The organism is Mycobacteriales bacterium, from assembly GCA_035690485.1.
Taxonomy (GTDB): Bacteria; Actinomycetota; Actinomycetes; order JAFAQI01; family DASSKL01; genus DASSKL01.
This window is the reverse complement of record DASSKL010000031.1, coordinates 1-21,535: the sequence shown is the minus strand read 5'-3', so window position 1 is coordinate 21,535 and position 21,535 is coordinate 1. Positions and strand designations below refer to the sequence as shown.

Sequence of the window (21,535 nt, the reverse complement as noted above, 5' to 3'; positions counted from 1 at the left end):
GTTCTTCAGGAAGACGTTGCTCGACCGGCCCCAGGACACGACGCGTCGGAAGAGGTAGCGGGCGACCTCGTCGGGGCTCAGGCGGCGCTGGCCCCGGAACGTGCACGTGACGCCGTACTCGTTCTCCAGCCCGAAGATGCGCCGCTCCACGCTGTCGAGCGTATGCGTGCAGGGGCCGATGCCGCGCGCCGCCACGCGCCGGGGCGCGCGCACGACCGGGTGCGACATAGTTGTGCGCGATTGCGTCGATGCCGCATGCCAGACGAAGCCGAGGAGAACAGATGGCCACATCCGACCGCGCTATCGAGGCGGGCGCGTGGATGCTCGAGAACGGGCACCGAGCCCTGCTCAAGGTAACCGGGGGGCGTTTCCCGCACCGGATCGCCGGCATGCAGACCGTCGAGCTCTTCACGACCGGGCGCAAGTCGGGTGAGCGACGATCGACGATGCTGACCGCGCCGATCCTCGAGGAGGCGCGGGTCGTGCTGGTCGCGTCCAAGGGCGGCTACCCCGACGACCCCCAGTGGTACAAGAACCTGGTGGCGAATCCCGACGTCGAGATCGCCGTGAAGGGCACCACCCGCAAGCTTCGGGCCAGGACCGCGTCGGCGGAGGAGAAGGCGGCCCTGTGGCCGCAGATCGTCGCCGTCTACAAGGGCTATGCCGGCTACCAGCGCAACACGAGCCGGGACATCCCCGTCGTCATCTGCGAGCCGGTCTCCTCCTAGCCAGACGCTCGGGCGCGGGCGGGCCGGGAGCGCAACCGGCTCAGACGGTCCAGCTCCGCCGACCCTGCGCCGTCAGCAGCCGGCCGAACTGCAACCCGGGGAAGTGCGCCGCCGCGACCGGCACGTCGGCCGACTCGAGCTCGCGGGCCAGCGCGACCCGCGTACGGCGGGCCAGGTCGGCGTCGACGTCGCCGATCGTGCCCCACTCGTCGTCGAGCAGCTCGACCGGGCAGTGCACGACGTCGCCGAGCAGCATCGCCCGCTCGGCACCTGACGACAGGACCAGGATGGTGCTGCCCGGAGTGTGGCCGGGAGCACGGCGCACGTCGATCCCCGGCAGCAGCGAGCCGTCGGCGTCCCACGTCTCGAGCCGGTCCTCGATCGGCGCCAGCTTGCGGGTCGCGCGCTCGTCGTGCGGGACGAAGTGCTCCCAGTCGGCGGCGTCGCAGCGGTAGGTCGCGTTGCCGAAGACCGGCGCGCCGTCGCGGGTCGCCCAGCCGGTGTGGTCGAAGTGCAGATGGGTGAAGACGACGTCGGTCACGTCGTCGGTCCCGACCCCGGCGGCCGCGAGGTTGTCGAGCAGCGCCCCGCCCTTGAAGACGCCCCGGTCGAAGACGCCGATGCCCGCGTCGACGAGGACCACCCGGTCCGCCGTACGCACCAGGAAGCCGCCGAGCGCCATCTCGAGCATCCCGTCGGCGGCGAGGAACTGCCGGTGCGGCTCCCAGTCGGCGTCCTCGAGGCCTCTGCTGCCCGGTGTCGCCGCCCCCCAGCGGAAGGCCTCGGACGGTAGGGCGCGGGCGATGCCGTCGACGACACCCTCGACCCGGATGTCTCCGACGTGGGTCGCGGCCGTCACTCGCCGGCCCGGACGAGGTCGAGCGCGCGCTGCCGGGCCGACTCCATGTCGTAGTGGCGCCGGGTGACGATGCGCTGGGCGAACAGCCCGCCACCGGCCTGGATGTTGGTGACGAACTTCCAGCCGCCGTAGGCGTCTGCGGTCAGGTCGCGGATCGTGTGGAACAGCCGGGTGCGGAACTCGCCGTCGACGCCGTCCATCGTGCCCATGTACTTGCGCACCAGCGGCCCGACCTCGGCGTTCTCCAGGTCGGCCACCGACGGCGCGGTGACGACCGAGCCGCCGGCGATGTCGTGCAGGTGGCGCACCATCAGGTTGTAGTTGGCGGCGCCGTAGTACTTACCGGCATTGGTGAACAGCTCGTCCGGGAACGCCGCGCCCTGGTCGCCGTAGTGGCAGTGCGAGATCGCCGCCTCCAGCGACGCGCGGATCAGCGTCGCGTGGATGATCATCTCGGCGATCTTCTCCTTGATGTGGGAGACGCCGGCCAGGCCGTTCGACTCCGACACCAGCTGCGCCAGGCCGACCAGCAGGTCGGCCTCGTCGGCCATCGCCGACAAGCCACCGAGCCGCTCCCAGAGTCCCAGGGCGTGGGCGAAGATCGCCGCCTTGCCGGTGTCGCCGTCGAGGATGACCCGGTGGCTGGGCACGAAGACGTCGTCGAAGATGACGAACCCCTCGGGGTAGGGGTCGCGGCGGGACACCGGGAACGACCGGTCGTCCTCGTGCCGCGGCGCGTACGACGTGTTGACGATCTGCACACCCGGTGAGTTGACCGGCACCAGGCAGCCGATCGCGTAGTCCTCCTCCCCCGGCTTCATCGCCTTCGTCGGGATGACCATCAGCTCGTGGCCGAGCGACGCGCCGGTGATGTGCAGCTTCGCGCCGCGGATCACGACGCCGTCGCCGGTGCGGTCGACGACGTGCGTGTAGGCGTCGGGATCGTCCTGCTTGGCCGGCGCGCGGCTGCGGTCGCCCTTCGCGTCGGTGATGCACTGCGTGATGCGTACGTCGCGCTGCTGCGCGTCGGCGACGTACTCCTCGATGTGCCGCACCATCTCGGTGCCGGCGTCGCCGAGCTGCCCGGCGGCCGTGGTCAGCGTCATGATCGAGGTGTAGGTGACGTGGGCCATCATTCCCGCCTCGTGCAGCAGCGGGATGTGGTCGCGCAGGTCCTCGGGCGAACGAGGGATCTTCGTCAGGGGGCTGACCGCGTCGGGCTCGGGCGAGTAGATGCGGTCGTAGCCCGCGGCCACCACGTCGACGGCCTTGCCGAGGATCGGGTGCTCGACGACGCTGGGCACGCGCGCGCCCTCGAAGAACGTCGCGCGGCCGTCGTCGAGGGACTGCTTGTACTGCTCGCCCGTCATCATCAGCAGGCACCTGCCCTTTCGGCTGCTCGCGAAGAGGTGGCGCCCACAATGGCGCACCGCCCGTATCTTGCGCCTCGGCCGCCGCGCACGAAAGGCGTTCGACGTCGCAGAGTCGCCGCAGAGTGCTGCCGCCGGCGTCCCCGCGTGCAAGGGTGGGGCCATGCTGTGGCGACGACTTCTCCGAATCCTGCGGATGCGGCGTGCACGAAAGCGCGGCTACTGAGATCACCGACGCGAAAGGGCTCGCATGGCCGACGGTCACGGCACCGGTGACGTCTCCTTCGACCTGACCGGCAAGGTCGCCGTCGTCACCGGTGGCAGCCGCGGCATGGGCCGGTCGATGTGTCTCGCCTTCGCCCGGCACGGCGCCGACGTGGTCGTCGCGAGCCGCAAGGCCGAGGCCTGCGTCGACCTCGCGAAGGAGATCACCGATCTCACCGGGCGACGCGCCGTCGGGGTGGGCGCGCACGTCGGTCGCTGGGCGGACTGCGACCGGCTCGCGGCAACGGCGTACGACGAGTTCGGGCGGGTGGACGTGCTCGTCAACAACGCCGGGATGTCGCCGCTCTACCCGTCGCTGCCCGAGGTGACCGAGGACCTCTTCGACAAGGTCATCGGCGTCAACCTCAAGGGGCCGTTCCGGCTGGCATCCCTCATCGGTGCCCGCATGGCCGAGGGCGACGGTGGCTCGATCATCAACGTCAGCAGCATCGCCGCGGTGCAGCCGACGCCGACCGAGCTCCCCTACGCGACGGCAAAGGCCGGCCTGAACGCGCTGACCCTGGGCCTGGCGCGGGCGTTCGGCCCGACGGTGCGGGTCAACTGCATCATGCCCGGGCCGTTCCTCACCGACATCAGCAAGGCGTGGGACCTCGACGCCTTCCACGAGCGGGCGCAACGGTCGATCCCGCTGGGGCGCGGGGGCGAGCCGGACGAGGTCGTCGGTGCGGCGCTCTACCTGGCGAGCAGCGCGTCGAGCTACACGACCGGCGCGATCATCAAGATCGACGGAGGGGCGGCGTTCCCGGCCGCGTGATCACCCCATCGAGGGGTGGCGCCACGCGGTCGGCGGCACGAACGTCTCCTTGACCACGCGCGGGCTCACCCAGCGCAGCAAGTTCAGCGGCGAGCCGGCCTTGTCGTTGGTGCCGCTCGCGCGGGCGCCCCCGAACGGCTGCTGCCCCACCACGGCACCCGTCGGCTTGTCGTTGACGTAGAAGTTGCCGGCGGCGTAGCGCAGGACGTCGCTCGCCTCGACGATCGCTGCCCGGTCCGTCGCAAGGACCGATCCGGTGAGGGCGTAGGGCGCGGCGGTGGCCGCCTCGCGCAGCACGCCGGACCAGTCGGCGTCGTCGTAGACGAGGACGCCGAGCACCGGCCCGAAGTACTCCGTGGTGAAGATCTCGTGGCGCGGGTCGGTGCCCAGCAGCAGGGTCGGCTCCACGAACCATCCCTCGCGGTCGTCGACACCCGCGCCGGTGAGCACCTCGACGGAGGCATCCGCCCGGACGCGGTCGAAGAGATCGCGCAGCCGCCCGAACGACCGCTCGTCGATGACCGCTCCCATGAAGGTCGAGAAGTCGCTGACGTCGCCCATCGGGATCGCTCGGGTCTCCCCGACCAGGTCGTCACGCAGGTGCTGCCACAACGAGCGCGGGATGTAGGCGCGGCTGGCGGCCGAGCACTTCTGCCCTTGGTACTCGAAGGCACCGCGGATCAGCGCCGTGCGCAGCGCCGGCAGGTCGGCCGAGGGGTGGGCGACGACGAAGTCCTTGCCACCGGTCTCACCGACCAGCCTCGGGTAGGTGCGGTAGCCGTCGATGTGCTCGCCCACCGTGCGCCACAGGTGCCGGAAGGTCGCCGTCGACCCGGTGAAGTGGATGCCGGCGAGGTCCGGGTGCACGAGCGCGACCTCGCTGACCGCCGCGCCGGAACCGGTCACCATGTTGACGACGCCGGGCGGGAGGCCGGCCGCCTCGAGCAGCCGCATGGTCCAGTGCGCGGCGAGCTGCTGGGTCGGCGACGGCTTCCAGACCACCGTGGCGCCCATCAATGCCGGTGCCGTCGGGAGGTTGCCGGCGATCGAACTGAAGTTGAACGGCGTGATCGCGAGCACGAAGCCCTCGAGCGGCCGGTGGTCCATGCGGTTCCACGTGCCGGGTGACGACTCCGGCTGCTCGGCGAGGATCTGCCGGGCGAACGCGACGTTGAACCGCCAGAAGTCGGCCAGCTCGGCCACCGCGTCGATCTCGGCCTGCTGCACGGTCTTCGACTGGCCGAGCATGGTGGCGGCGTTGAGGGTGTCCCGCCAGGGACCGGACAGCAGGTCGGCAGCCCGCAGGAAGACCGCGGCGCGCTCGTCGAACGGCATAGCCCGCCAGGCGGGAGCGGCTGCCAGGGCGGCGTCGACGGCTGCGCGCACGTCCTCGCTCGTCGCCTCGTGACACGTGCCGAGCACGGCGTGCCGGCGGTGCGGTTGCACCACGTCGTACGCCGTGCCGCCGGCCATCCGATGCGCCCCGGCGATCGACATCGGCAGCGCGATCGACTCGGCCGCCATCTCCTTCAGGCGGGCCTGCAGCCGGGCGGTCTGCTCGCTTCCCGGCAGGTAGTCGTGCACCGGCTCGTTGACCGGCGGTGGTACGGCACTCAGGGCGTCGAACGCGGTCATCGGCGCACCCCTCTCGGTTTCGCCACCACCAGTGTGCGCCCGCGCCCGGGGTTCACAGGAGATTGACGGCCAGCCCCGCGCCGGCCGCCAGCAGTCCGACCCCGAGGCTTCCGACGACGTTGAGCAGGGCTGCCCCGCGGGCGCCGTCCTCGACCAGGATCAGCGACTCCCACGCCCAGGTGGACCACGTCGTGTAGCCGGCGCAGAAGCCGGCGGACAGCACCGCCGCGGGCGTCGCCGCCAGACCGTGGTGCAGCGTCAGCCCGGTCACCAGTCCCAGCAGGAACGACCCCGTGACGTTGACCGCGAACGTGCCCCACGGCAGCAGGGACTCGTGCCGGTGCTGCACGACCTGGTCGAGCAGGTAGCGGCACACCGCCCCTCCCCCGGCGGCGAGCGCGACCCCGAGGGCGGTGATCACGCCGCGCTCTCGTCCATGACGGCGGGACGGCCGGTGCCTCGAGCGGCGATCGTGCGGCCGGCGAGCAGGCCCAGGCCGGCGGCGAGCAGGCCGGCCACCGCACTGCCGATCAGGTAGCCGGCCGCAAGACCGGGGTGGCCGTGCGCGGCGAACCGGTCGGTGCTGGTGACGACCGAGGAGAACGTGGTGAAGGCGCCCAGGAAACCGGTGCCCACACCCGGTCGCAGGTACCAGCGCGGGCGCAGTGCCTCGAGCACCAGCACGAGCAACAGCGCCAGGGTGAAGGCGCCGGCGGTGTTGATGGCGAGCGTCGCCCAGGGGAACCGGTCCACGCCGGCCGGGGCGACACGCTCGATCTCGTAGCGGCTGATGCCTCCGAGTACGCCACCGATGTAGATGGCCGCCAGCACGCGGAGCCGGAACCGCGGCCAGCGCGGCCCCGGTGCGGGCGGCCCGGGCGGGTGCGGATGGTGCCGGGCGTCCTCGACGTCGTCGATGTCGGGGTCGAGCGGCAGATCGCTCAGGTCGTGCAGGTGCCGGTGCGCAGCAGCGTCGGCGCGGTCGTCGCGGTGCACCGGGGCAACCTCCTACCCGTCGGGTAGGGACCGTTGGCCGCGGGCTGCGACGGTTGACGGCGGGCCCCACCGCCGTGACGCAGCGCTCAGGATATCGCCGTGGGCGGGCGGCGGGCCGACACCGCGGCGGCGGCGACCGCGACGACGGCGAGCACGCCCGCGGCCACGGCGAAGCCGCGGCTCGACCCGGCGATGCTCAGCGTCCCGGAGGGGCCCGCGGCCGCGGAGTAGACGAGCGCGATGACTGCGACGCCGAGCGCGGTGCCCACTCCTCGCGTCATGTTGAGGATGCCGCCGGCCGAACCCGCTTGGTACGACGGGACCGTGCCCATGATCGCCGCGTTGTTCGCCGGGGTGAACAGCCCCAGACCGAGCCCGGCGACGCCGAGGGCGACCACGACGGCCCAGAGCTGGTTGCGACCGACGGACAGGCCGACGAGCGCAACGGCCGACAGCAGCATCCCGGCGACCGTGAGCGGTCGGGCGCCCAGCCGGTCGGCGGCGCGGCCCGCCAGCGGTGCCACGGTCGCGAGGCCCACCGGCAGGGTGGTGAGTGCCAGCCCGGCCGCCCCGGGTTGCAGGTGGTGGTGCGCCTCCAGGAAGAACGGCGTGACGAACAGCACCCCGAACAGCAAGAAGTAGCTGAGCAGCCCGCTGCCAATGCCCGCGGAGAAGGCCGTACGCCGGAACAGCGCCGGGTCGATCATCGGCGCGGGCGTGGTCAGCTGCCGGCGTACGAACAACACGGCGAGGAGCGCGGCGGCGGCCAGCAGCCCGACGACGACTGTGGACAGCGCCGCCGAGTGCTCCGCCTGCGACAGCGCGAGCAGCAGCATGGTGACCGCGGGGGCGAACAACGCGAGTCCGAGCCAGTCGAAGGGTGCCGGTGCCGCGCGGTCACGCGTGCGCGGCAGCAGGAACCACCCCGCGACGGTCCCGATCAGCCCGACCGGTGCGTTGACGAAGAAGATCAGCCGCCAACCGCCGAGGCCGACGAGCAGGCCGCCGACGGTCGGACCCAGCGCGAGCCCGACCGCCTGCGCGGCTCCCTGCACGCCGATGCCGCGGCCGAGCATGCCGCGCGGCATCGCGAGGGTGATGAGGGCCACCGAGTTGGCCTGCAGCATCGCCGCGCCGATCGCCTGCACGACGCGCAGCACGTCCAGGCTGACGAGGTTGGGGGCCAGCCCGCAGGCCACCGAGGCCAGCGAGAAGACCACGAACCCGTAGACGTAGAGCAGCTTGCGCCCGGCGACGTCGGCGAGCCGGCCGATCGCCGGCACCGTGGCGATCAGCGTCAGCAGGTAGGCCAGGGCCACCCACTCGACGGACCCGATCGACGCGTGGAACTCCTTGCGCAGCGCCGGGAAGGCGAGGGTGACGATGCTCGCGTCGAGCTGGCCCATGAAGGCGCCCACGCAGACGGTGCCGACGACGAACCAGTGGGCGTCCGGCCGGTTGCGAATGGCGTCCGGGCGCGCAGCCTCGGTCAGCGTGAACACCCGCACCCTGGCATCTTCCCGCCCCCGCCCGGGCAGGGCCCCAGTGACGTGAGGCCGGCACCCCACGTGTCGGGTCGAAGTCCTGAACAGGAGGGATGTCAATGCCTGACCGCGTTGCGGACGCCTGGGGCGAACGAGCGCCTTTCGGGCGCGGCGGCGACCGGCCCGCCGACGTCGAGCGGCGGCGCGCATGACGGCACCCGCCCCCACCCCTGCGCGCAAGCGGGCCGCGGCTGCGACGCCGCCGGCCACCAATCCGTCGCCGGCGGCGATCACCCGCATCGTCGTACGCCCCATCGCGACCCCGATCTCGCTCGGCTTCCTCGGGCTGGCGGCGGCGACGTTCGTGGTGAGCGGGCTGCAGCTCGGCTGGATCAGCCCGCTCCAGAAGCCGTTCGTCGGGCTCATCCTGATGTCCTTCACGGCGATGTTGCAGCTCGTCGCGACCGTCTACGGCTTCCTCAGCCGCGACTCGGTCGCCGCGACCGGCATGGGCGTGCTGACCGGCACGTGGTTCGCGGTCGGGCTCGTCTACTACGTGAGCCCTGCCTCCGCGACGACCAGCGGCGGCCTCGGGCTGCTGCTGCTCGCCAGCGGCACCGCACTGCTGGTGCCCGTGCTCGGCGCCCTGGAGACCAAGGTGCTGGCCGCCGTCGTGCTCGGCACCGCTGCGGCTCGCTTCTTCGTCACCGGCGCCTACGAGATGAGTGGCTCGAGCACGTGGAAGGCCACCGCCGGCTGGCTCGGGCTCGCGCTGTTCTTCCTCGCGGTGCTCGCCGCGTTCGCGTTCGAGATCGAGGACACGAAGCGCAAACCGCTCGCCGCCACGATGCGACGCGGCAAGGGCAAGAAAGCCCTGGCCGGCAGCGTGCAGGACGAGGTCGCGCACGTGCACGAGGAGGCCGGCGCCCGCGAAACCCTCTGAGACCGGCGCAGGCCGGCGCCGTCAAAGCGTGTAGAACGGCGTGAAGCCGATGCCGGCGATCGCCCACATCGACGCCGCGCAGACGCCGAGCGTCACCCGCCAGGACCATCGCCGCTGTGGCAGCGCGGCGAGCACGATGACGAGCGGAAAGATCGCGGCGCAGTAGCGCGGCAGCGAGTGCAGGCGCGCCGACGTCAGTGACGCGACCACCATCGCCGCGGACCACCACACGTAGCGCGCCGGCAGCAGCCGCACCGAGAGCGCCATCAGGAGCAGCACGACGGCGACGATCACGATGTTGGCCCGCCAGTCCAGCCCGCCGTGGGAGTTGGCGGTGAGCCCGGCCAGCGGGCTGGCGAAGAACCCGCCTCTCATGCCGGGCGTCGTCTGGGCCGTGTAGGGCAGCAGGAAGTCGCCGAAGCGCCACCACACCCAGCCGCAGTAGGCAATCGTCCCGGCGATGGGCGCGAGGGTCACCACCGTCGAGCGGGAGCGGTCGCGCGCGCCGCGGGCGGTGACGAGGCTGCACGCGCCGGCCACCGCGAGCAGCGGACCCGTCGGGCGGGCCAGGCCCGACAGGAGGCCCAGGCCGGCCGCCCACCAGGCACGATCGCGACGCAGCAGCAGGAAGTAGCCCGCCGCCAGCGCCCCGGCCACCGACTCGGTGTAGGGCAGCACCAGCACACCCGCGCCCGGAACGAGCTGCAGCAGCAGACCGGAGCGACGGGCGAGGCGGTTGTCACCCAGTTCCTCGGCGACGATGCGCACGACGAGCATCGCGAAGCCCAGACCGCAGGCGTTGGTGACGAGCGGGAGGAGCACCGTGGCCGGGAGCCCCACGACCTCACCCAGCGCGCCGATACCGGGCAGCAGCGGGAAGAAGCGCACGGCCTCACGCCCGAGCGGCCCGTAGCCGTGCTGGGCGATCGCGCGATACCAGGCGCCGTCCCAGACGAACAGCCCGTAGGACCCGGGGGCCGAGCCGGACTGCATCCAGCCGTGGCCGCTGGCGAACAGGCAGGCGATCGCCAGCCCGACGATCGCGTGCGCGATCACCCAGCCCAGCAGCGCGATGAGCAGGCACTCCCGCCAGGCCAGCACGACGTCGCGGCGGACCGGGAGTGCCGGAGCCGGGATCGTCCTGGCGACGGGGTTGGCGGTCATTGTGGCAGGAACACCGCGACCCGCTCGTGCTCCAGCACCCGGCTGCCGTGGTTGTGTACGGCGATCAGCGGGTCGCCCCGAGCCGCGGTGAAGTCCTCGAACAGATCGCCGCAGTCGTCCCCGAAAGTCGGGTAGCCGTTGGCGTAGACCAGCCACACCGCATGCGAGCCCGCCTGGCCCAGCACCAGGTCGGAGAACGCCAGCGGGTCGGCCGCGGCGTTGCGGTCTGCGTAGTCGACCCAGTCGACCATCGCCGGGCTGCGCCCGGTCGGGAAGACCTCCTGACGTCCCGCATCCGGAGCGAGGCGGTGCACGGCCGGCCCGAGCTGGTCGGGGCAGAAGACCACGACGTCGCCGGGCTCGGCGGCAGCCAACGCGTCGGCCACCTGCTGCGCCTGCGTGCGCAGCTGGTGCGGGTAGGCCAGCGAGACGGCGAGCCCCAACGCCACGACCGCTCCCCCGACCAGGAACCGCGACCGGGCGGGAAGGACCATCAGCCCGCCGGCCAGCCCGAGGAGGAACGGCGCCAGCACAACCGCGCTGTAACGGGCGGCGTAGGCCGAGCCGAGCGCGCCGCTCACGGCGACGCCGAGCAGCATCGTCGCGAGCGCGACGCCGATGGCGACGGAGGGCGCGAGCCGCCACGGCCGGCGCAGCAGGATGCCGCCGGTCGGCAACGCGGTGCCGGCGATCGCGAGCACCGGAAGCGCGTAGTAGGCGATGGCGAGCAGCACGGCGCCGGTGCCGCCGCCGGCCCACGCGCGCGGCGCACCGAGGGCCGTCCCCAGGTCGGGCGGGCGTCCCCACGGGGCACCGGTGTGCGCGGTCTGGTAGAGGAACGACGGCAGCCACGGCACGAAGGCGAGACAGCCGAGCGCCAGCGCGAGCACGACCGGGCGGGCTCGTCGTACGCCGCGCAACGCGGCCACCAGCGCGCCCGCTCCGGACACGGCGACGAGGAACAGCGCCCAGTAGTGCGTCAGCACGAGGCACGCCGTGAGGAACGCCGCGGCGGCCACGGTGATCGGCCGGGGCGCGGCCCACACCCGCTCGAAGGCGATGGCCGCCAGCAGCACGAGCAGGATGAGCAGGGAGTACATCCGCGCCTCGGTCGCGTAGCGCACCGCGAACGGGCACGTCGCGAGCAGCACCACCGCGACCCACGCCGAGGGGCGGCTCCGGGTCAGCCGGCGTACGGCGAACCACATCGCGGGCAGCGCCGCGACCGCGAAGATGCCGGACAGCGCGCGCACGGCGAGCGTGCCGGTGCCGACGAGCTGCATCCAGCCATGCAGGACCAGGTAGTAGAGCGGCGGCGAGCCGTCGTGCCGCAAGGCCGCGAACAGGTGCCCGGGCGCCCGTCGGGCGATCTCCACGGTCTGCGCCTCGTCCAGCCACATCGGCGACGTGGCCCAGAACCGCAGGGCGATCGCGGCCGCGAGAAGCAACGTGAGCCCGGCGGCGAGCAACGGCCGCCAGTCGCGTGCCCGGTCGGCGTCGACGTCACGCGGCAGCGGGATCGCGGTCTCAACGGACACGGCGAAGCGCTCCTCGGCGGCCGTGCCAGCGCGTCCGCACGATCGTGCGCAGGAACCCGATCGCGTAGCGCAGGGTCGGCGGCTTGCGCGACTCACCGGCGACGCGGGCCAGCACGCGGACCGGAACCTCCTGCACCCTGAGCCCCGCCACTGCTGCCGCGACGAGGAACTCCGCGGTGTGGAACTGCACCTCGGCCAACCGCATCGCCTTGAGCGCCGCTGCCGAGGCCGCGTGCAGCCCACAGGCGGGGTCGGTGACCCGCCGCCCGGTCGCCAGCGACATCACCACCGCGAAGACCCACACGCCGACGTGGCGGGTGCGTACGGTCCACTCCGACGAGCCCAGGATGCGCGAGCCGACGGTGACGTCGGCCTCTCCGCGCAGCACCGGCAGCACGAGGGCCGGCAGGTCGCTGGCCTGGTGCTGGCCGTCGGCGTCCATCGCCGCGATAACGGCCGCCCCGCGGTCGAGCGCCAGGGTGTAGCCGGTGCGCAAGGCGACCCCTTGCCCCTGCCCGCCGGTGGCGGGAACGACGTGGGCCCCTGCCGCCCGCGCCACCTCCGCCGTGCCGTCGGTCGAATGATCGTCGACGACGAGCGCATGCACGGGCCGACCGTCGAGCTGCGCGGGCAGGGCTCGCACCACGTCGGCCACGCACGCGGCCTCGTTGCGGGCCGGGATCGTGACGACGACGGCGTCCTGCCAGGACCCGGTCGGGACTGGCGGACTGGCCGGCAACGGCGCCGGGCTCACGGGATCTCCTTCGGGTAGTGCGGCCTGGGCGTGCCCGGGCCGACCAGTGCGAACACCGTGGACAGGTCCTGGCCGTGGAAGACCGGCACCGCCCAGGGCACCTCCGACAACAGATTCTGCAGGCAGGGCGAGTCGACCTGCCCGGGTCGGTTGAGTGCGGCGGTCAGCACGGCGGCCACGTGCCGGCGTTGCAGGGCGCGATGCACCTGCTCGGCGTACGCCGTCGTGCCGGCGCCCGCGCAACCGGCGAAGTGCACCTCGTTGGTGGCCGTGCGGCCGGTGAACAGCGAGATCGACCAGCGGTAGCTGGTCGCCACGCTCCACCCGGCCGGGGTGACGCGCTGCAGCGCCGCGACGTAGCCGGAGTTGCGCGGCTGCGAGCTGCTCACGCCGAAGCCGTAGAGGTAGTCACGGTCGAGCTGGGCGGCCAGCGCAGGGACGACCAGCAGGGCAGGCAGCACGGCGGCGACGGGTCGCCAGCCGACGTCCCGCCGGCGAGCGAGCGCGACCATGACCACGCGCCCTACCGTCTGCCAGCCGATCGCGTACCACGCGACGACGAGCGGCAGGAGCAGGACCACCCGGCGCTCGTTGATGTAGGGGAAGGGCAGCGTCTCGGCCAGGTACAGGACCACGATCGGCAGGCTGGCGTCACGGCGGCGCCAGAGCCAGGCGACGAACCCGATGACCACCAGCGGCGTGACGCTGTCGTGAAGCACGAGCAGGCCCGCGTCGGCGACGGGACCGTTGGCCACGTTCAGCGACCGGGTCGGGATGATCGTGTCGGGGATCGCGTTGACGATGTAGTGCCAGATGGCGTCGAGGGGATGGCCGCCGTCGCCGTAGTCACTCGCGTAGCGGTCACCCACCAGCGAACCGGGCGACAGCAGCCGCGACACCGCCACCGGCCCGAGCAGCAGGGCGCTCGTGCCGCAGGTCACGAGGGCGTGCCGCCACCGGCGCTGCACGAGCAGCCACACCACGATGCCGGCGACGATCGCCAACCCGGCGGCCTTCAGCAGGAGCAGCCAGGGCGTGCCGACGGCGACGACCGCCCCGGCCCACGACCACCCCCGACCCCGCCAGCGGGGCAGGGCGACCAGCACTGCGAGCAGGATCGCGAGGAACACCGTCTCCGGCATCAGCATCGTCGCGAACGTCGCACCCACGGGGTTGAGTGCGAAGACCAGCAGGGCGGCGACCCGCACCCCCCGGCCGAACCCGTGCCGGGCCATCAGCACGTCGAGCAGGGGCACGCAGGCGACGAAGGCGACGGCCGACAGTGCCCGCAGCGGCCACAGGGCGCCGCCGGAGAGCCAGAGCAGCGGGGCGAGCAGTGCCGGGTAGCCGGGCGGGATCAGTGTTTCCAGCGGCGCGCCGGGCGCCGACGTGTCGACGTAGCCCAAGCCGTGGACCAACCCCTGGGCCGCGGCCAGATAGTGACCGTCGTCGTCGAACGATCCGACGTGGTAGTGCGGCGCGATGGCTGCCGCATGGCCCGCGGCCACGGCGGCGACGAGGACGACGGCGACGGGCATCACCCAGCCCGGGACCGCACTGACCGGCGCGCGCGGTCGTGGCGGTGCCGCCAGCACTGTCACGGGGCCAGGATCGCCCGGGAGAGCCGTCCGGTGAGCCACCCGGTCCCCCACAGCCCGAGCAGCAGCGCCAGCGTGAGCACGTGGATGGCGAGCGCGTGCGCCGCGGCGTCGTGGGTGTCGTGCGCGAACGCCGTCAGCGCCAGGGTCCAACCCGCCTCCTGCAGGCCGATGCCGGCGACCGACCGGATCGGGATCGCCGCGAGAAGCAGGACGACGACGGCGGCGAGCCCGCCGGCCGCCCACGGCAGCGGTACGCCGAAGGAACGCGCCAGTGCCACCTGCATTCCGGCGGTGGCGAGCCACATCACGGCGGTGCCGGCGATCGCCGCGCGGCCGATGCGGCGGTGCTGCGCACGCATCGCGTCGGCGAGGGCGGTGACCCGGATGGCGAGCAGGCGCCGGAGCCGGCCGCCGCGGTCGTGCGCGGGGCGCAGCCGGGCGGCGAGCCACGCGGTGCGGTGGACGAGCACGATCGAAGCCGCGAGCCCGACGGCAGTCACGGCGACAGCGAGCAGCCGCCAGCCCCCGACGTGCGGCGCGACCACAGCGCTGACCAGCCCGACGGCCAGGACCCCGACGATGTCCAGGAGGCGGGTGAGCACGAGCGTCGACGTGGCTTCGGGTAGCGGCACGGCGTCGCGGCGGTTGAGCGTGACCGGCAGCGCGAGCTCACCGAGACCACCGGGGAGCACCGCGGTCGCGAGGTTGTAGTTGCAGGTCACCTCGTAGGAGCGGGCCAGCCGCATGCGGCTCGACAGCAGGCTGACCATGCGCTGGGCCCGCGCAACGTTGGCGACGACGACGAACCCGAAGGCCGCGAGCACCCACGGCCACGAGGCGCTCTGCAGGACCGTGGGCACCTGACGCAGCTGCCCGGCCAGGAGCCAGGCGGTGAGACCGACACCGACGACCGTGCCGGCAACCGCGGCGGCGACCCAGTGCCGTCGACGGGGCGGCGTCGCAGTTGGGGTTTCTGCGACGCCGTCGGTCTCCGGCCGGGTCGCGACGGTCATAGACCCGCACGTACCGCCGGTTGCCACGTCACCCCGCGCAGGAACAGCCCCTCGCTGATCCGCGAGCGCAAGCCGGACAGCGCCTGCAGGCACTCGACGATGAAGTCCTCGCTGAGCAGGTGCGGCTCGAGCCCGAGCTCGACCAGCTTGGTGTGCGTGGCGTTGTAGTAGTGCGACTCGCTCTCGACCCGCGGGTTGTCGATGTGGGAGATCTCGACCTCGATGCCCAGCCGCTTGGCGGCCGACTGCACCCGGTGCGCGAGCTCGATCACGCTGAACTGCTCGGTGAACTGGTTGAAGACCCGGTAGTCGCCGGCCTCTGGCGGGTTGAGAGCGCTGAGCTCGACGCAGGCGAGGGTGTCGAGGATGTTGAGGTAGCCGCGGGTCTGGCCCCCGGCGCCGTAGACGGTCAGCGGGTGGCCGGCCACCGCCTGCACGAGGAAGCGGTTGAGCACGGTGCCGAAGACCTCGTCGTAACGGAACGACGTCGCGAACTCCTCGCGGTCGCCCATCTCCGGGGTGCGCAGCCCGTAGACGACGCCCTGGTGCAGGTCGGTCGCCCGCAGTCGCCAGATCCGGCAGGCGAACTCGATGTTGTGGCTGTCGTGCACCTTCGACAGGTGGTAGACCGAGCCGGGCCGCTTCGGGAACGGCAGCACGTCGCGCCGGCCCTTGTGGGCGATCTCGATGTAGCCCTCTTCGATGTCGATGTTCGGGGTGCCGTACTCCCCCATCGTGCCGAGCTTGACCAGGTGCGACCCGGGGGCGTGGTCGCGCATCGCGTAGAGCACGTTGAGGTTGCCGACCAGGTTGTTGACCTGGCTCGAGACGCCGGCCTCCTGGCTCATCATCGAGTACGGCGCGGAGCACTGCTCCCCGTAGTGGACGATCGCGTCCGGCTGGGTGGTCGAGATCAGGTCGTGAACGAAGTCGGCGTCGGTCAGGTCACCGATGACGACGTCGATGGTGCCCCTGCCCTCGGCGTTCCAGATGCCGACCCGCTCCTCCAGCGTGGGCACGGCGAGCAGCGGCATCGCGCCGGTCTCCGCCTCCCACTTGCGCTTGGCGTAGCTGTCGGTGGCGACGACCTCGTGCCCGCGGGCCGCGAAGTACATGGACGTCGGCCAACCGAGGTACCCGTCCGCGCCGAGGACCAGAACGCGCATCTGTTCTCCTTCTCTCACTGTCGACCCACCGCCGGGACAGATTCCTGATCATGGCCGATGGGCGCCGGGAAGCGCCAGCACGGGCCGCGGCGGGGAGCCGGCGCCGTCACGCGGCGCCCACGTTCTGCGGCCGGCGCGTGATGGGGGCGGCGCGGCCGGTGCCCGAGGTGCCGGAGGCCTCCTCGTGGTACTCCTCCTCCACGTTGACGGCCCAGATGTCGTGCTCCGCGCCGAGGATGTTCTCGACGGTGAGCATCGCGGTGTACATCGAGTGGTCCTGGTTGTTGTACTTGTGCATTCCGTTGCGACCGACCGGGTGCACGTTGGGCACCGCCTTGTCGAGCCAGGCCCGGATCGTCTCGACGTTGTCGCGGTAGTCGGCGTCGTAGACCGGATAGGCCTTCGGGATCCGGACGGCGTAGCCGCGCTCGACCGCGCTGGCGGGCACGAGACCCAGCTGCTCGAGCTCCTGCGTGGCCATGCGGACGAGGTCCTCGTCGGCCATCTGCCAGAGCTCGTCGCCCTCGTTGACGAAGTACTCGAGACCGAGGCAGGTGCGGCCGTCCTTGACCATGAACGGCGACCAGGAGCCGAAGTTCTGGATGCGCCCGACCTTGACTCCGGGCGTGTGGATGTAGATCCAGTTGTCGGGGAACCCGGCGTCGGCCGGCACCACCAGCGCGACCGTCAGGAAGTCGCGGTGGGTCAGCTGCGCTGCGGCCGTGCGGACGTAGTCGGGGGCCGGCGGGTCGAGCGCACGCACGAGCTCCGGCAGCGGCATGGAGGAGATGACGTGGTCGGCGTCGGCGTAGGACGTCGTGCCGCCCCAGTCCCGCGTCGTGACGCCGGTCGCCCCGCGCTGGTCGCGGTGGATGGTGACGACCGGCGAGCGCATGACGACCTCGCCGAGCGGCGAGTCGACGACGAGGTCCCGCGCGCGCTCCCACATCATCCCGGGGCCGTACTTGGGGTACTGGAACTCCTCGATGAGAGAGGTGATGTCCTTCTGGTTGCGCTTGGGGGTCAACGCGTTGATGACGGCGCCGCCGAGCGAGAGGTTCTTGATGCGCTGCGCGGCCCAGTCGGCCGGCATGTCGCTCGCGTCGATGCCCCAGACCTTCTCCGTGTAGGTCTTGAAGAACTTGCGGTAGAGCCGCCAGCCGAAGCGGGAGGCCACCCACCCCTCGTAGGAGGAGTCGTCGGGCCGCCGTACGCGCACCCAGAGGTAGGACAGCACGCAGCGCACCGCCTCGATGAAACCGAGGTTGCGCAACGCGTTGACGGGCTTGAGCGGGTAGTCGAAGAACTTGCCGTTGGACGCGATCCGGCTCAGCCGCGGGCGCAGCAGGAACTCGTCGTCGCGGAGCAGCTCGTGCCAGAGCTCCTCCACCTCACGCACCTTCGTGAAGAACCGGTGGCCCCCGATGTCGAAACGCCAGCCGTCGCGCTCGACGGTCTGGCTGATCCCGCCGACGGTGTCCGTCGCCTCGAGGACCGTCACCGGGACGCCACGCTTCGTGAGCAGATAGGCGGCGGTGAGGCCAGCGGGACCGGCGCCGATCACCGCGACGCCGTGATTGTGGGTGGGCATGGCTCTCCTGTGTAGGCGCAGGCCAACATCATCGTCCTCGCCGGACGACGCGGCCCCGCTGTACCCGGTGCCTGGCCGAATAAGCCGGTACGGCGGTGCGCCGGTCACGGCGGGTTGCCATCAGTCTCCCCGACGACAGTTGGAGATTGCGAACCATCCCCTCCCCGGCGAGGCGCGGCGCGGCCCGAACGCGGCCCGGACCGCGCTCAGCCGCGTAGCCGGTAGGACCAGCGGTAGTGGCCGGGGCCCACGCGGTGCGGTGGCGCGCTGTCGGGACCGACGGCGCCGGAACCGACACCGCGGTGCCGCACGTCGATCCAGACGTAGCAGTCGTCACGAGCCGGTAGGTCCTCGAGGTGCGCGGCGGCGGCGAGCTCCCCGTCGGTGACCCGGGCCACCGTGACCTCGAGGCCGTCGAGCTCGTCGATCACCAGCAAGGGATCACCCGCGGAGTCGAGGAAGCGCAGCCAGCGCACCCCGGTGCGGTTGCCGTTGGCCTGCGGGTGCACGTAGGGCACTCCCCACTCCTCGACCGGGGTGGTCCATCGGCCCGTGCGGGTCGAGCAGCACCGGTCCGAGTAGCCCTCGTGCGGGCCCCGGCCGAGCCACTCCACGGTCATGACGCCCGGGCCGAGCCGCAGCCGCACCCCCACCCGCGGGATGTCGTCGAGATCCGGTGGCACCTCGACCCGGTGCACCACGCGCACGGCGCCGTCCGCGTCGACGGTCGTCTCGGTGCCCAGGTCGACGTGTTCGGCCGCGTCGCGCAGCCCGAGCCGCTCCCACCGGTCGGCGTGACCGGTGGTGAACGTCTCGTTGTCGATCGGCGCCCGCCAGAGTGCGAGCGTCGGCTCGAGGTCGGCGAGCTGCTGCCGTGGCGCCCCGACGCGCCCTGGTGCGAGCGCCGGCCCGGGCGCGCGGGCGAGCTCCACCTGCTCCCGCGCCACCACGTGACCGGCCGGCGCCCAGGGCAGCGGCTCGGTCGTCTCGAAGCTCAGCGTCAGGTGGGCGGCCTGGCCGGGGTCCACGTCGTACGCCGGCATCGGGACCCGCACCGTCGCCCCCTCCCCGGCCGGCAGGGAGAGCGGCTCGAGCCGGCCGCTGCCGACCGCCACGCCGTCGACCTCGACGAGCCAGCAGGGAGTCAGCCAGGCCAGGTCGACGAACGCGTGCTCGTTGCGCACCCGCAGGACGCCGCGCGCCGGATCGACCGGCACGACCTGCACCGGCTGCACGACTGCGGCGAGCTCCAGCAGCGAGGGGTGCGGAGTGCGGTCGGCGGCCGCCAGCCCGTTGAGGCAGAACGGTCCGTCGTGGGGATCGTCGCCGAAGTCCCCGCCGTAGGCGAGACGCTCGCTGCCGTCGGGCATCGCCTGCACGAGAGCCTGGTCGACCCAGTCCCACACGAAGCCTCCCTGCAGGCCCGGGTAGGTGCGGATCGCCCGCCAGTAGTCGTCGAGGCCGCCGCAGGAGTTGCCCATCGCGTGGATGTACTCGCACATGACCAGCGGCCGGTCCGGTGGCGAGGCGGTCGCCCACGCGACCAACGCTTCAACCGGCGGGTACATCGGCGCGACGATGTCGGTCTCCGGCCGATGCCGGGCGAGCACCTCCGCGTCCCAGTCCCAGCGGTGCTCCGCGATGCGGTCCTCGGTGATGCCGCCCTCGTAGTGCACCGGCCGGGTCGGGTCGTAGGCGCGCAACCAGGCGGCTGCCGCATGGTGCGCGGGTGAGACGCCGCTCTCGTTGCCGAGCGACCACGCGATGACGCACGGGTGGTTCTTGTCGCGCTGCGCCATCCGGGCGACGCGCTCGTGGATCGCGGCGGCCCAGCGGGGGTCCTTGGTGAGGGTCTGCAGGTAGGCGTGGCTCTCCACGTCGGCCTCGTCGACGACGTACATCCCCAGCCGGTCGCACACCTCGTAGAGATAGGCGTCGTTCGGGTAGTGCGAGGTCCGGATCGCGTTGAGGTTGTGCTGCTTCATGAGTACGACGTCGCGCTCGATCGACTCGCGGGTGACGGCCTTGCCGCGCCGCGGGTCGTGGTCGTGCCGGTTGACACCCTTGATCAGCACCCGCCGGCCGTTGACAAGCAGGTCGGGGCCGAACACCTCGACCCGGCGGAAGCCGACGGCGAGCGTCACGCTGTCGACGCTGGTGCCGGCCGGGTCTACCAGGGTGACGGTGAGGTCGTGCAGGACCGGCGTCTCGGCCGTCCAGGGCCGCACGTCCGGGACGGTGGCCGACAGGGTCGCGCCGCGGCCGGTGAAGACGTAGGCGTTCAGCAGGTCGTCGTCGTGCTCGAAGCGGACCTTCCCCTCCGCAGTCACGCCGGCGCACTCGAGGCGCGCGGTCCAGCCGCTCTCACCGCGGCCGGGGGCTCCGACCGCCACGCGCACGGTGAGGGCACCCGTGCCGTCGGCGGGCTCGAAGTCGCAGACCGCGTGCACGTCGGCGATGTGGATGGGCGGCGTGGCGAAGAGGAACACGCTGCGGTGCAGTCCCGCGTGGTACCAGTGGTCCTGGTCCTCCAGGTACGTCGCGTCCGACCACCGCACCACGGTCAGCGCCAGCTCGACGGTGCTGCCGGCGGCGACGTACGCCGTGAGGTCGAACTCGTGCGGCAGCCGGGAGTCCTTGCCCATGCCGACCGGCGCCCCGTCCACGTGCACGTAGAGGACGGACTCGGCGGCCGCGACGTGCAGGACGATCCGCCGGCCTTCCCACTCCCGGGGCACGGCCACCCGACGGCGGTAGACGCCCGTCGGGTTGTCGTCGGGCACCCGCGGCGGCGGGCCGGGGAACGGCATGACGACGTTGGTGTACTGCGGCCGGTCGAAGCCCTGCATGGTCCAGCAGCCCGGCACCTCGACGCGCGGCCAGTCGGCAGTCGGACCCGTGAGGTCGTCGTGCGCGACGGCCTCGGGCCGGTCCCGGAGCACGAAAGCCCACTCGCCGTCGAGCGGCAACACCTGTGGGCGCTCGGGGTACGTCGACATCGGCAGCCGCCCGACTCCGGTCACCTCCGGCAGCGCCCACGAACGCGGGCCGAAGGCGTCCAACGGGCCGAATCGGGCAGCTGCGGCCATGGTTCTCGGGACTCCCTCGCGGGTCGGGTGATCACTTCTACCGCATGGCCGTTGGTGCGCTCCGCCGGGCCGTGACGCACTGTCACAGATTGCTCACCGTCACGCAGGTATGACCGGCTTGACGACTACACAGCGTACCGGGGGTAACGCAGAGGGTTATGGCTCGTTGTAGCCGGGGAGACATCACTCGTCGGCGACCAAGTCAGTCTTATCCGGATTTGCCATCGCAGGCGCGTGCCCCCTGTCGCGGGGGTCCCTTTCTAGGTGGAGGTGGTCACGTGCGACACAGGAGTTGGAGGCCCGCCCTGGCGCGGGCAAGCATCGCTGGGGCGACGATGGGGGTGACGATCATCGCCCTGTCGGTCCCGGCCATGGCCGCGCCGCCGACGACGCCCAACGGGTGTAGCAACCCCACGCCGGCGTCGAGCAACCCCAACTGCCCTTCGGGCGCGACGGGTACAGGTGCAGGCGGCACAGGTGTGGCCGGAAACAACAACGGCAACAACGGGGGCGGCGGGAACAACACGAACAACCCGCCCGGCAACAACGGCACGGTGAAGATTCA

19 protein-coding genes are annotated in these 21,535 nt (G+C 72.2%); 4 read left to right on the top strand and 15 right to left on the bottom strand.

Annotation, left to right across the window (positions count from 1 at the left end; translation table 11 throughout):
* Positions 1-150 (bottom strand): Pup--protein ligase (locus VFJ21_04595; protein ID HET7406402.1); only part of this gene is annotated, 150 nt, incomplete at its 3' end.
* Between the two features lie 131 nt (positions 151-281).
* Between VFJ21_04595 and VFJ21_04590 the strand changes: the two genes are divergently transcribed.
* Entirely contained in the window at positions 282-728 is a 447-nt protein-coding gene (locus tag VFJ21_04590) for a nitroreductase/quinone reductase family protein (protein HET7406401.1), read from the top strand.
* Positions 729-768: 40 nt separating this feature from the next.
* Here VFJ21_04590 and VFJ21_04585 read toward each other — a convergent pair whose 3' ends face one another.
* Together VFJ21_04585 and VFJ21_04580 are read right to left on the bottom strand one after the other, a co-directional pair.
* Positions 769-1,587 carry an MBL fold metallo-hydrolase gene (locus VFJ21_04585; protein HET7406400.1) on the bottom strand — a complete coding sequence of 273 codons (819 nt, stop codon included), beginning with the start codon at positions 1,585-1,587 and terminating at the stop codon, positions 769-771.
* Positions 1,584-2,960, bottom strand: coding sequence for a 4-hydroxyphenylacetate 3-hydroxylase N-terminal domain-containing protein (locus tag VFJ21_04580; protein HET7406399.1), 1,377 nt, complete (start codon positions 2,958-2,960; stop codon positions 1,584-1,586). Before VFJ21_04580 ends, VFJ21_04585 begins: the two co-directional genes overlap by 4 nt.
* 247 nt (positions 2,961-3,207) lie before the next feature.
* Between VFJ21_04580 and VFJ21_04575 the strand changes: the two genes are divergently transcribed.
* A complete protein-coding gene (locus VFJ21_04575; GenBank protein ID HET7406398.1) occupies positions 3,208-3,996 on the top strand; it encodes an SDR family oxidoreductase in 789 nt (262 codons plus the stop codon).
* Here VFJ21_04575 and pruA read toward each other — a convergent pair whose 3' ends face one another.
* From pruA to VFJ21_04555, 4 genes are all read right to left on the bottom strand, one after another.
* Entirely contained in the window at positions 3,997-5,631 is a 1,635-nt protein-coding gene (gene pruA / locus VFJ21_04570) for an L-glutamate gamma-semialdehyde dehydrogenase (protein ID HET7406397.1), read from the bottom strand.
* A 52-nt stretch (positions 5,632-5,683) separates the two neighbouring features.
* Positions 5,684-6,052: a CrcB family protein gene (locus VFJ21_04565; protein ID HET7406396.1), complete on the bottom strand. Its 369-nt coding sequence runs from the start codon at positions 6,050-6,052 to the stop codon at positions 5,684-5,686.
* The gene (locus tag VFJ21_04560; GenBank protein HET7406395.1) at positions 6,049-6,627 is read right to left on the bottom strand and encodes a CrcB family protein; all 579 of its coding nucleotides are present in this window, start codon (positions 6,625-6,627) and stop codon (positions 6,049-6,051) included. The genes VFJ21_04565 and VFJ21_04560 overlap by 4 nt, the downstream gene beginning before the upstream one ends.
* An 86-nt stretch (positions 6,628-6,713) precedes the next feature.
* Positions 6,714-8,135, bottom strand: a complete 1,422-nt coding sequence (locus VFJ21_04555) for a DHA2 family efflux MFS transporter permease subunit (GenBank protein HET7406394.1) — start codon at positions 8,133-8,135, stop codon at positions 6,714-6,716.
* 184 nt (positions 8,136-8,319) lie between these two features.
* Here VFJ21_04555 and VFJ21_04550 point away from each other — a divergent pair, with 184 nt between their 5' ends.
* Positions 8,320-9,054 carry a hypothetical protein gene (locus VFJ21_04550; GenBank protein ID HET7406393.1) on the top strand — a complete coding sequence of 245 codons (735 nt, stop codon included), beginning with the start codon at positions 8,320-8,322 and terminating at the stop codon, positions 9,052-9,054.
* Positions 9,055-9,075: 21 nt separating this feature from the next.
* On the opposite strand, the gene VFJ21_04545 is transcribed toward VFJ21_04550, so the two are convergent.
* The 8 genes from VFJ21_04545 to VFJ21_04510 all read right to left on the bottom strand — a co-directional run bounded on the left by VFJ21_04545 (position 9,076) and on the right by VFJ21_04510 (position 20,970).
* Positions 9,076-10,218, bottom strand: coding sequence for a hypothetical protein (locus tag VFJ21_04545; GenBank protein HET7406392.1), 1,143 nt, complete (start codon positions 10,216-10,218; stop codon positions 9,076-9,078).
* The gene (locus VFJ21_04540) at positions 10,215-11,756 is read right to left on the bottom strand and encodes a glycosyltransferase family 39 protein (GenBank protein HET7406391.1); all 1,542 of its coding nucleotides are present in this window, start codon (positions 11,754-11,756) and stop codon (positions 10,215-10,217) included. The genes VFJ21_04545 and VFJ21_04540 overlap by 4 nt, the downstream gene beginning before the upstream one ends.
* Positions 11,746-12,510, bottom strand: coding sequence for a glycosyltransferase family 2 protein (locus VFJ21_04535; protein ID HET7406390.1), 765 nt, complete (start codon positions 12,508-12,510; stop codon positions 11,746-11,748). The genes VFJ21_04540 and VFJ21_04535 overlap by 11 nt, the downstream gene beginning before the upstream one ends.
* Complete coding sequence (locus tag VFJ21_04530; protein HET7406389.1) at positions 12,507-14,111, bottom strand: hypothetical protein; 1,605 nt, start codon at positions 14,109-14,111, stop codon at positions 12,507-12,509. Before VFJ21_04530 ends, VFJ21_04535 begins: the two co-directional genes overlap by 4 nt.
* Positions 14,108-15,124 (bottom strand): lysylphosphatidylglycerol synthase transmembrane domain-containing protein, encoded by a 1,017-nt coding sequence (locus tag VFJ21_04525; protein ID HET7406388.1) that lies wholly within the window; start codon positions 15,122-15,124, stop codon positions 14,108-14,110. Before VFJ21_04525 ends, VFJ21_04530 begins: the two co-directional genes overlap by 4 nt.
* The gene (locus VFJ21_04520; GenBank protein ID HET7406387.1) at positions 15,121-16,290 is read right to left on the bottom strand and encodes an NAD-dependent epimerase/dehydratase family protein; all 1,170 of its coding nucleotides are present in this window, start codon (positions 16,288-16,290) and stop codon (positions 15,121-15,123) included. The genes VFJ21_04525 and VFJ21_04520 overlap by 4 nt, the downstream gene beginning before the upstream one ends.
* A gap of 106 nt (positions 16,291-16,396) precedes the next feature.
* Complete coding sequence (locus VFJ21_04515) at positions 16,397-17,881, bottom strand: NAD(P)/FAD-dependent oxidoreductase (protein HET7406386.1); 1,485 nt, start codon at positions 17,879-17,881, stop codon at positions 16,397-16,399.
* A 206-nt stretch (positions 17,882-18,087) separates the two neighbouring features.
* Positions 18,088-20,970, bottom strand: a complete 2,883-nt coding sequence (locus VFJ21_04510; protein ID HET7406385.1) for a glycoside hydrolase family 2 TIM barrel-domain containing protein — start codon at positions 20,968-20,970, stop codon at positions 18,088-18,090.
* A 341-nt stretch (positions 20,971-21,311) separates the two neighbouring features.
* Between VFJ21_04510 and VFJ21_04505 the strand changes: the two genes are divergently transcribed.
* Positions 21,312-21,535: hypothetical protein (locus VFJ21_04505; protein HET7406384.1), on the top strand; the 224-nt coding region annotated here is incomplete at its 3' end.

What these genes read in the sequence shown, in the direction of transcription:
- VFJ21_04590 (HET7406401.1), top strand. Translation starts at nt 282, where the DNA reads ATGGCCACATCCGACCGCGCTATCGAGGCGGGCGCGTGGATGCTCGAG.
- VFJ21_04580 (HET7406399.1), bottom strand. Translation starts at nt 2,960, where the DNA reads ATGATGACGGGCGAGCAGTACAAGCAGTCCCTCGACGACGGCCGCGCG.
- VFJ21_04575 (HET7406398.1), top strand. Translation starts at nt 3,208, where the DNA reads ATGGCCGACGGTCACGGCACCGGTGACGTCTCCTTCGACCTGACCGGC.
- pruA (HET7406397.1), bottom strand. Translation starts at nt 5,631, where the DNA reads ATGACCGCGTTCGACGCCCTGAGTGCCGTACCACCGCCGGTCAACGAG.
- VFJ21_04550 (HET7406393.1), top strand. Translation starts at nt 8,320, where the DNA reads ATGACGGCACCCGCCCCCACCCCTGCGCGCAAGCGGGCCGCGGCTGCG.
- VFJ21_04545 (HET7406392.1), bottom strand. Translation starts at nt 10,218, where the DNA reads ATGACCGCCAACCCCGTCGCCAGGACGATCCCGGCTCCGGCACTCCCG.
- VFJ21_04525 (HET7406388.1), bottom strand. Translation starts at nt 15,124, where the DNA reads ATGACCGTCGCGACCCGGCCGGAGACCGACGGCGTCGCAGAAACCCCA.
- VFJ21_04520 (HET7406387.1), bottom strand. Translation starts at nt 16,290, where the DNA reads ATGCGCGTTCTGGTCCTCGGCGCGGACGGGTACCTCGGTTGGCCGACG.
- VFJ21_04515 (HET7406386.1), bottom strand. Translation starts at nt 17,881, where the DNA reads ATGCCCACCCACAATCACGGCGTCGCGGTGATCGGCGCCGGTCCCGCT.
- VFJ21_04510 (HET7406385.1), bottom strand. Translation starts at nt 20,970, where the DNA reads ATGGCCGCAGCTGCCCGATTCGGCCCGTTGGACGCCTTCGGCCCGCGT.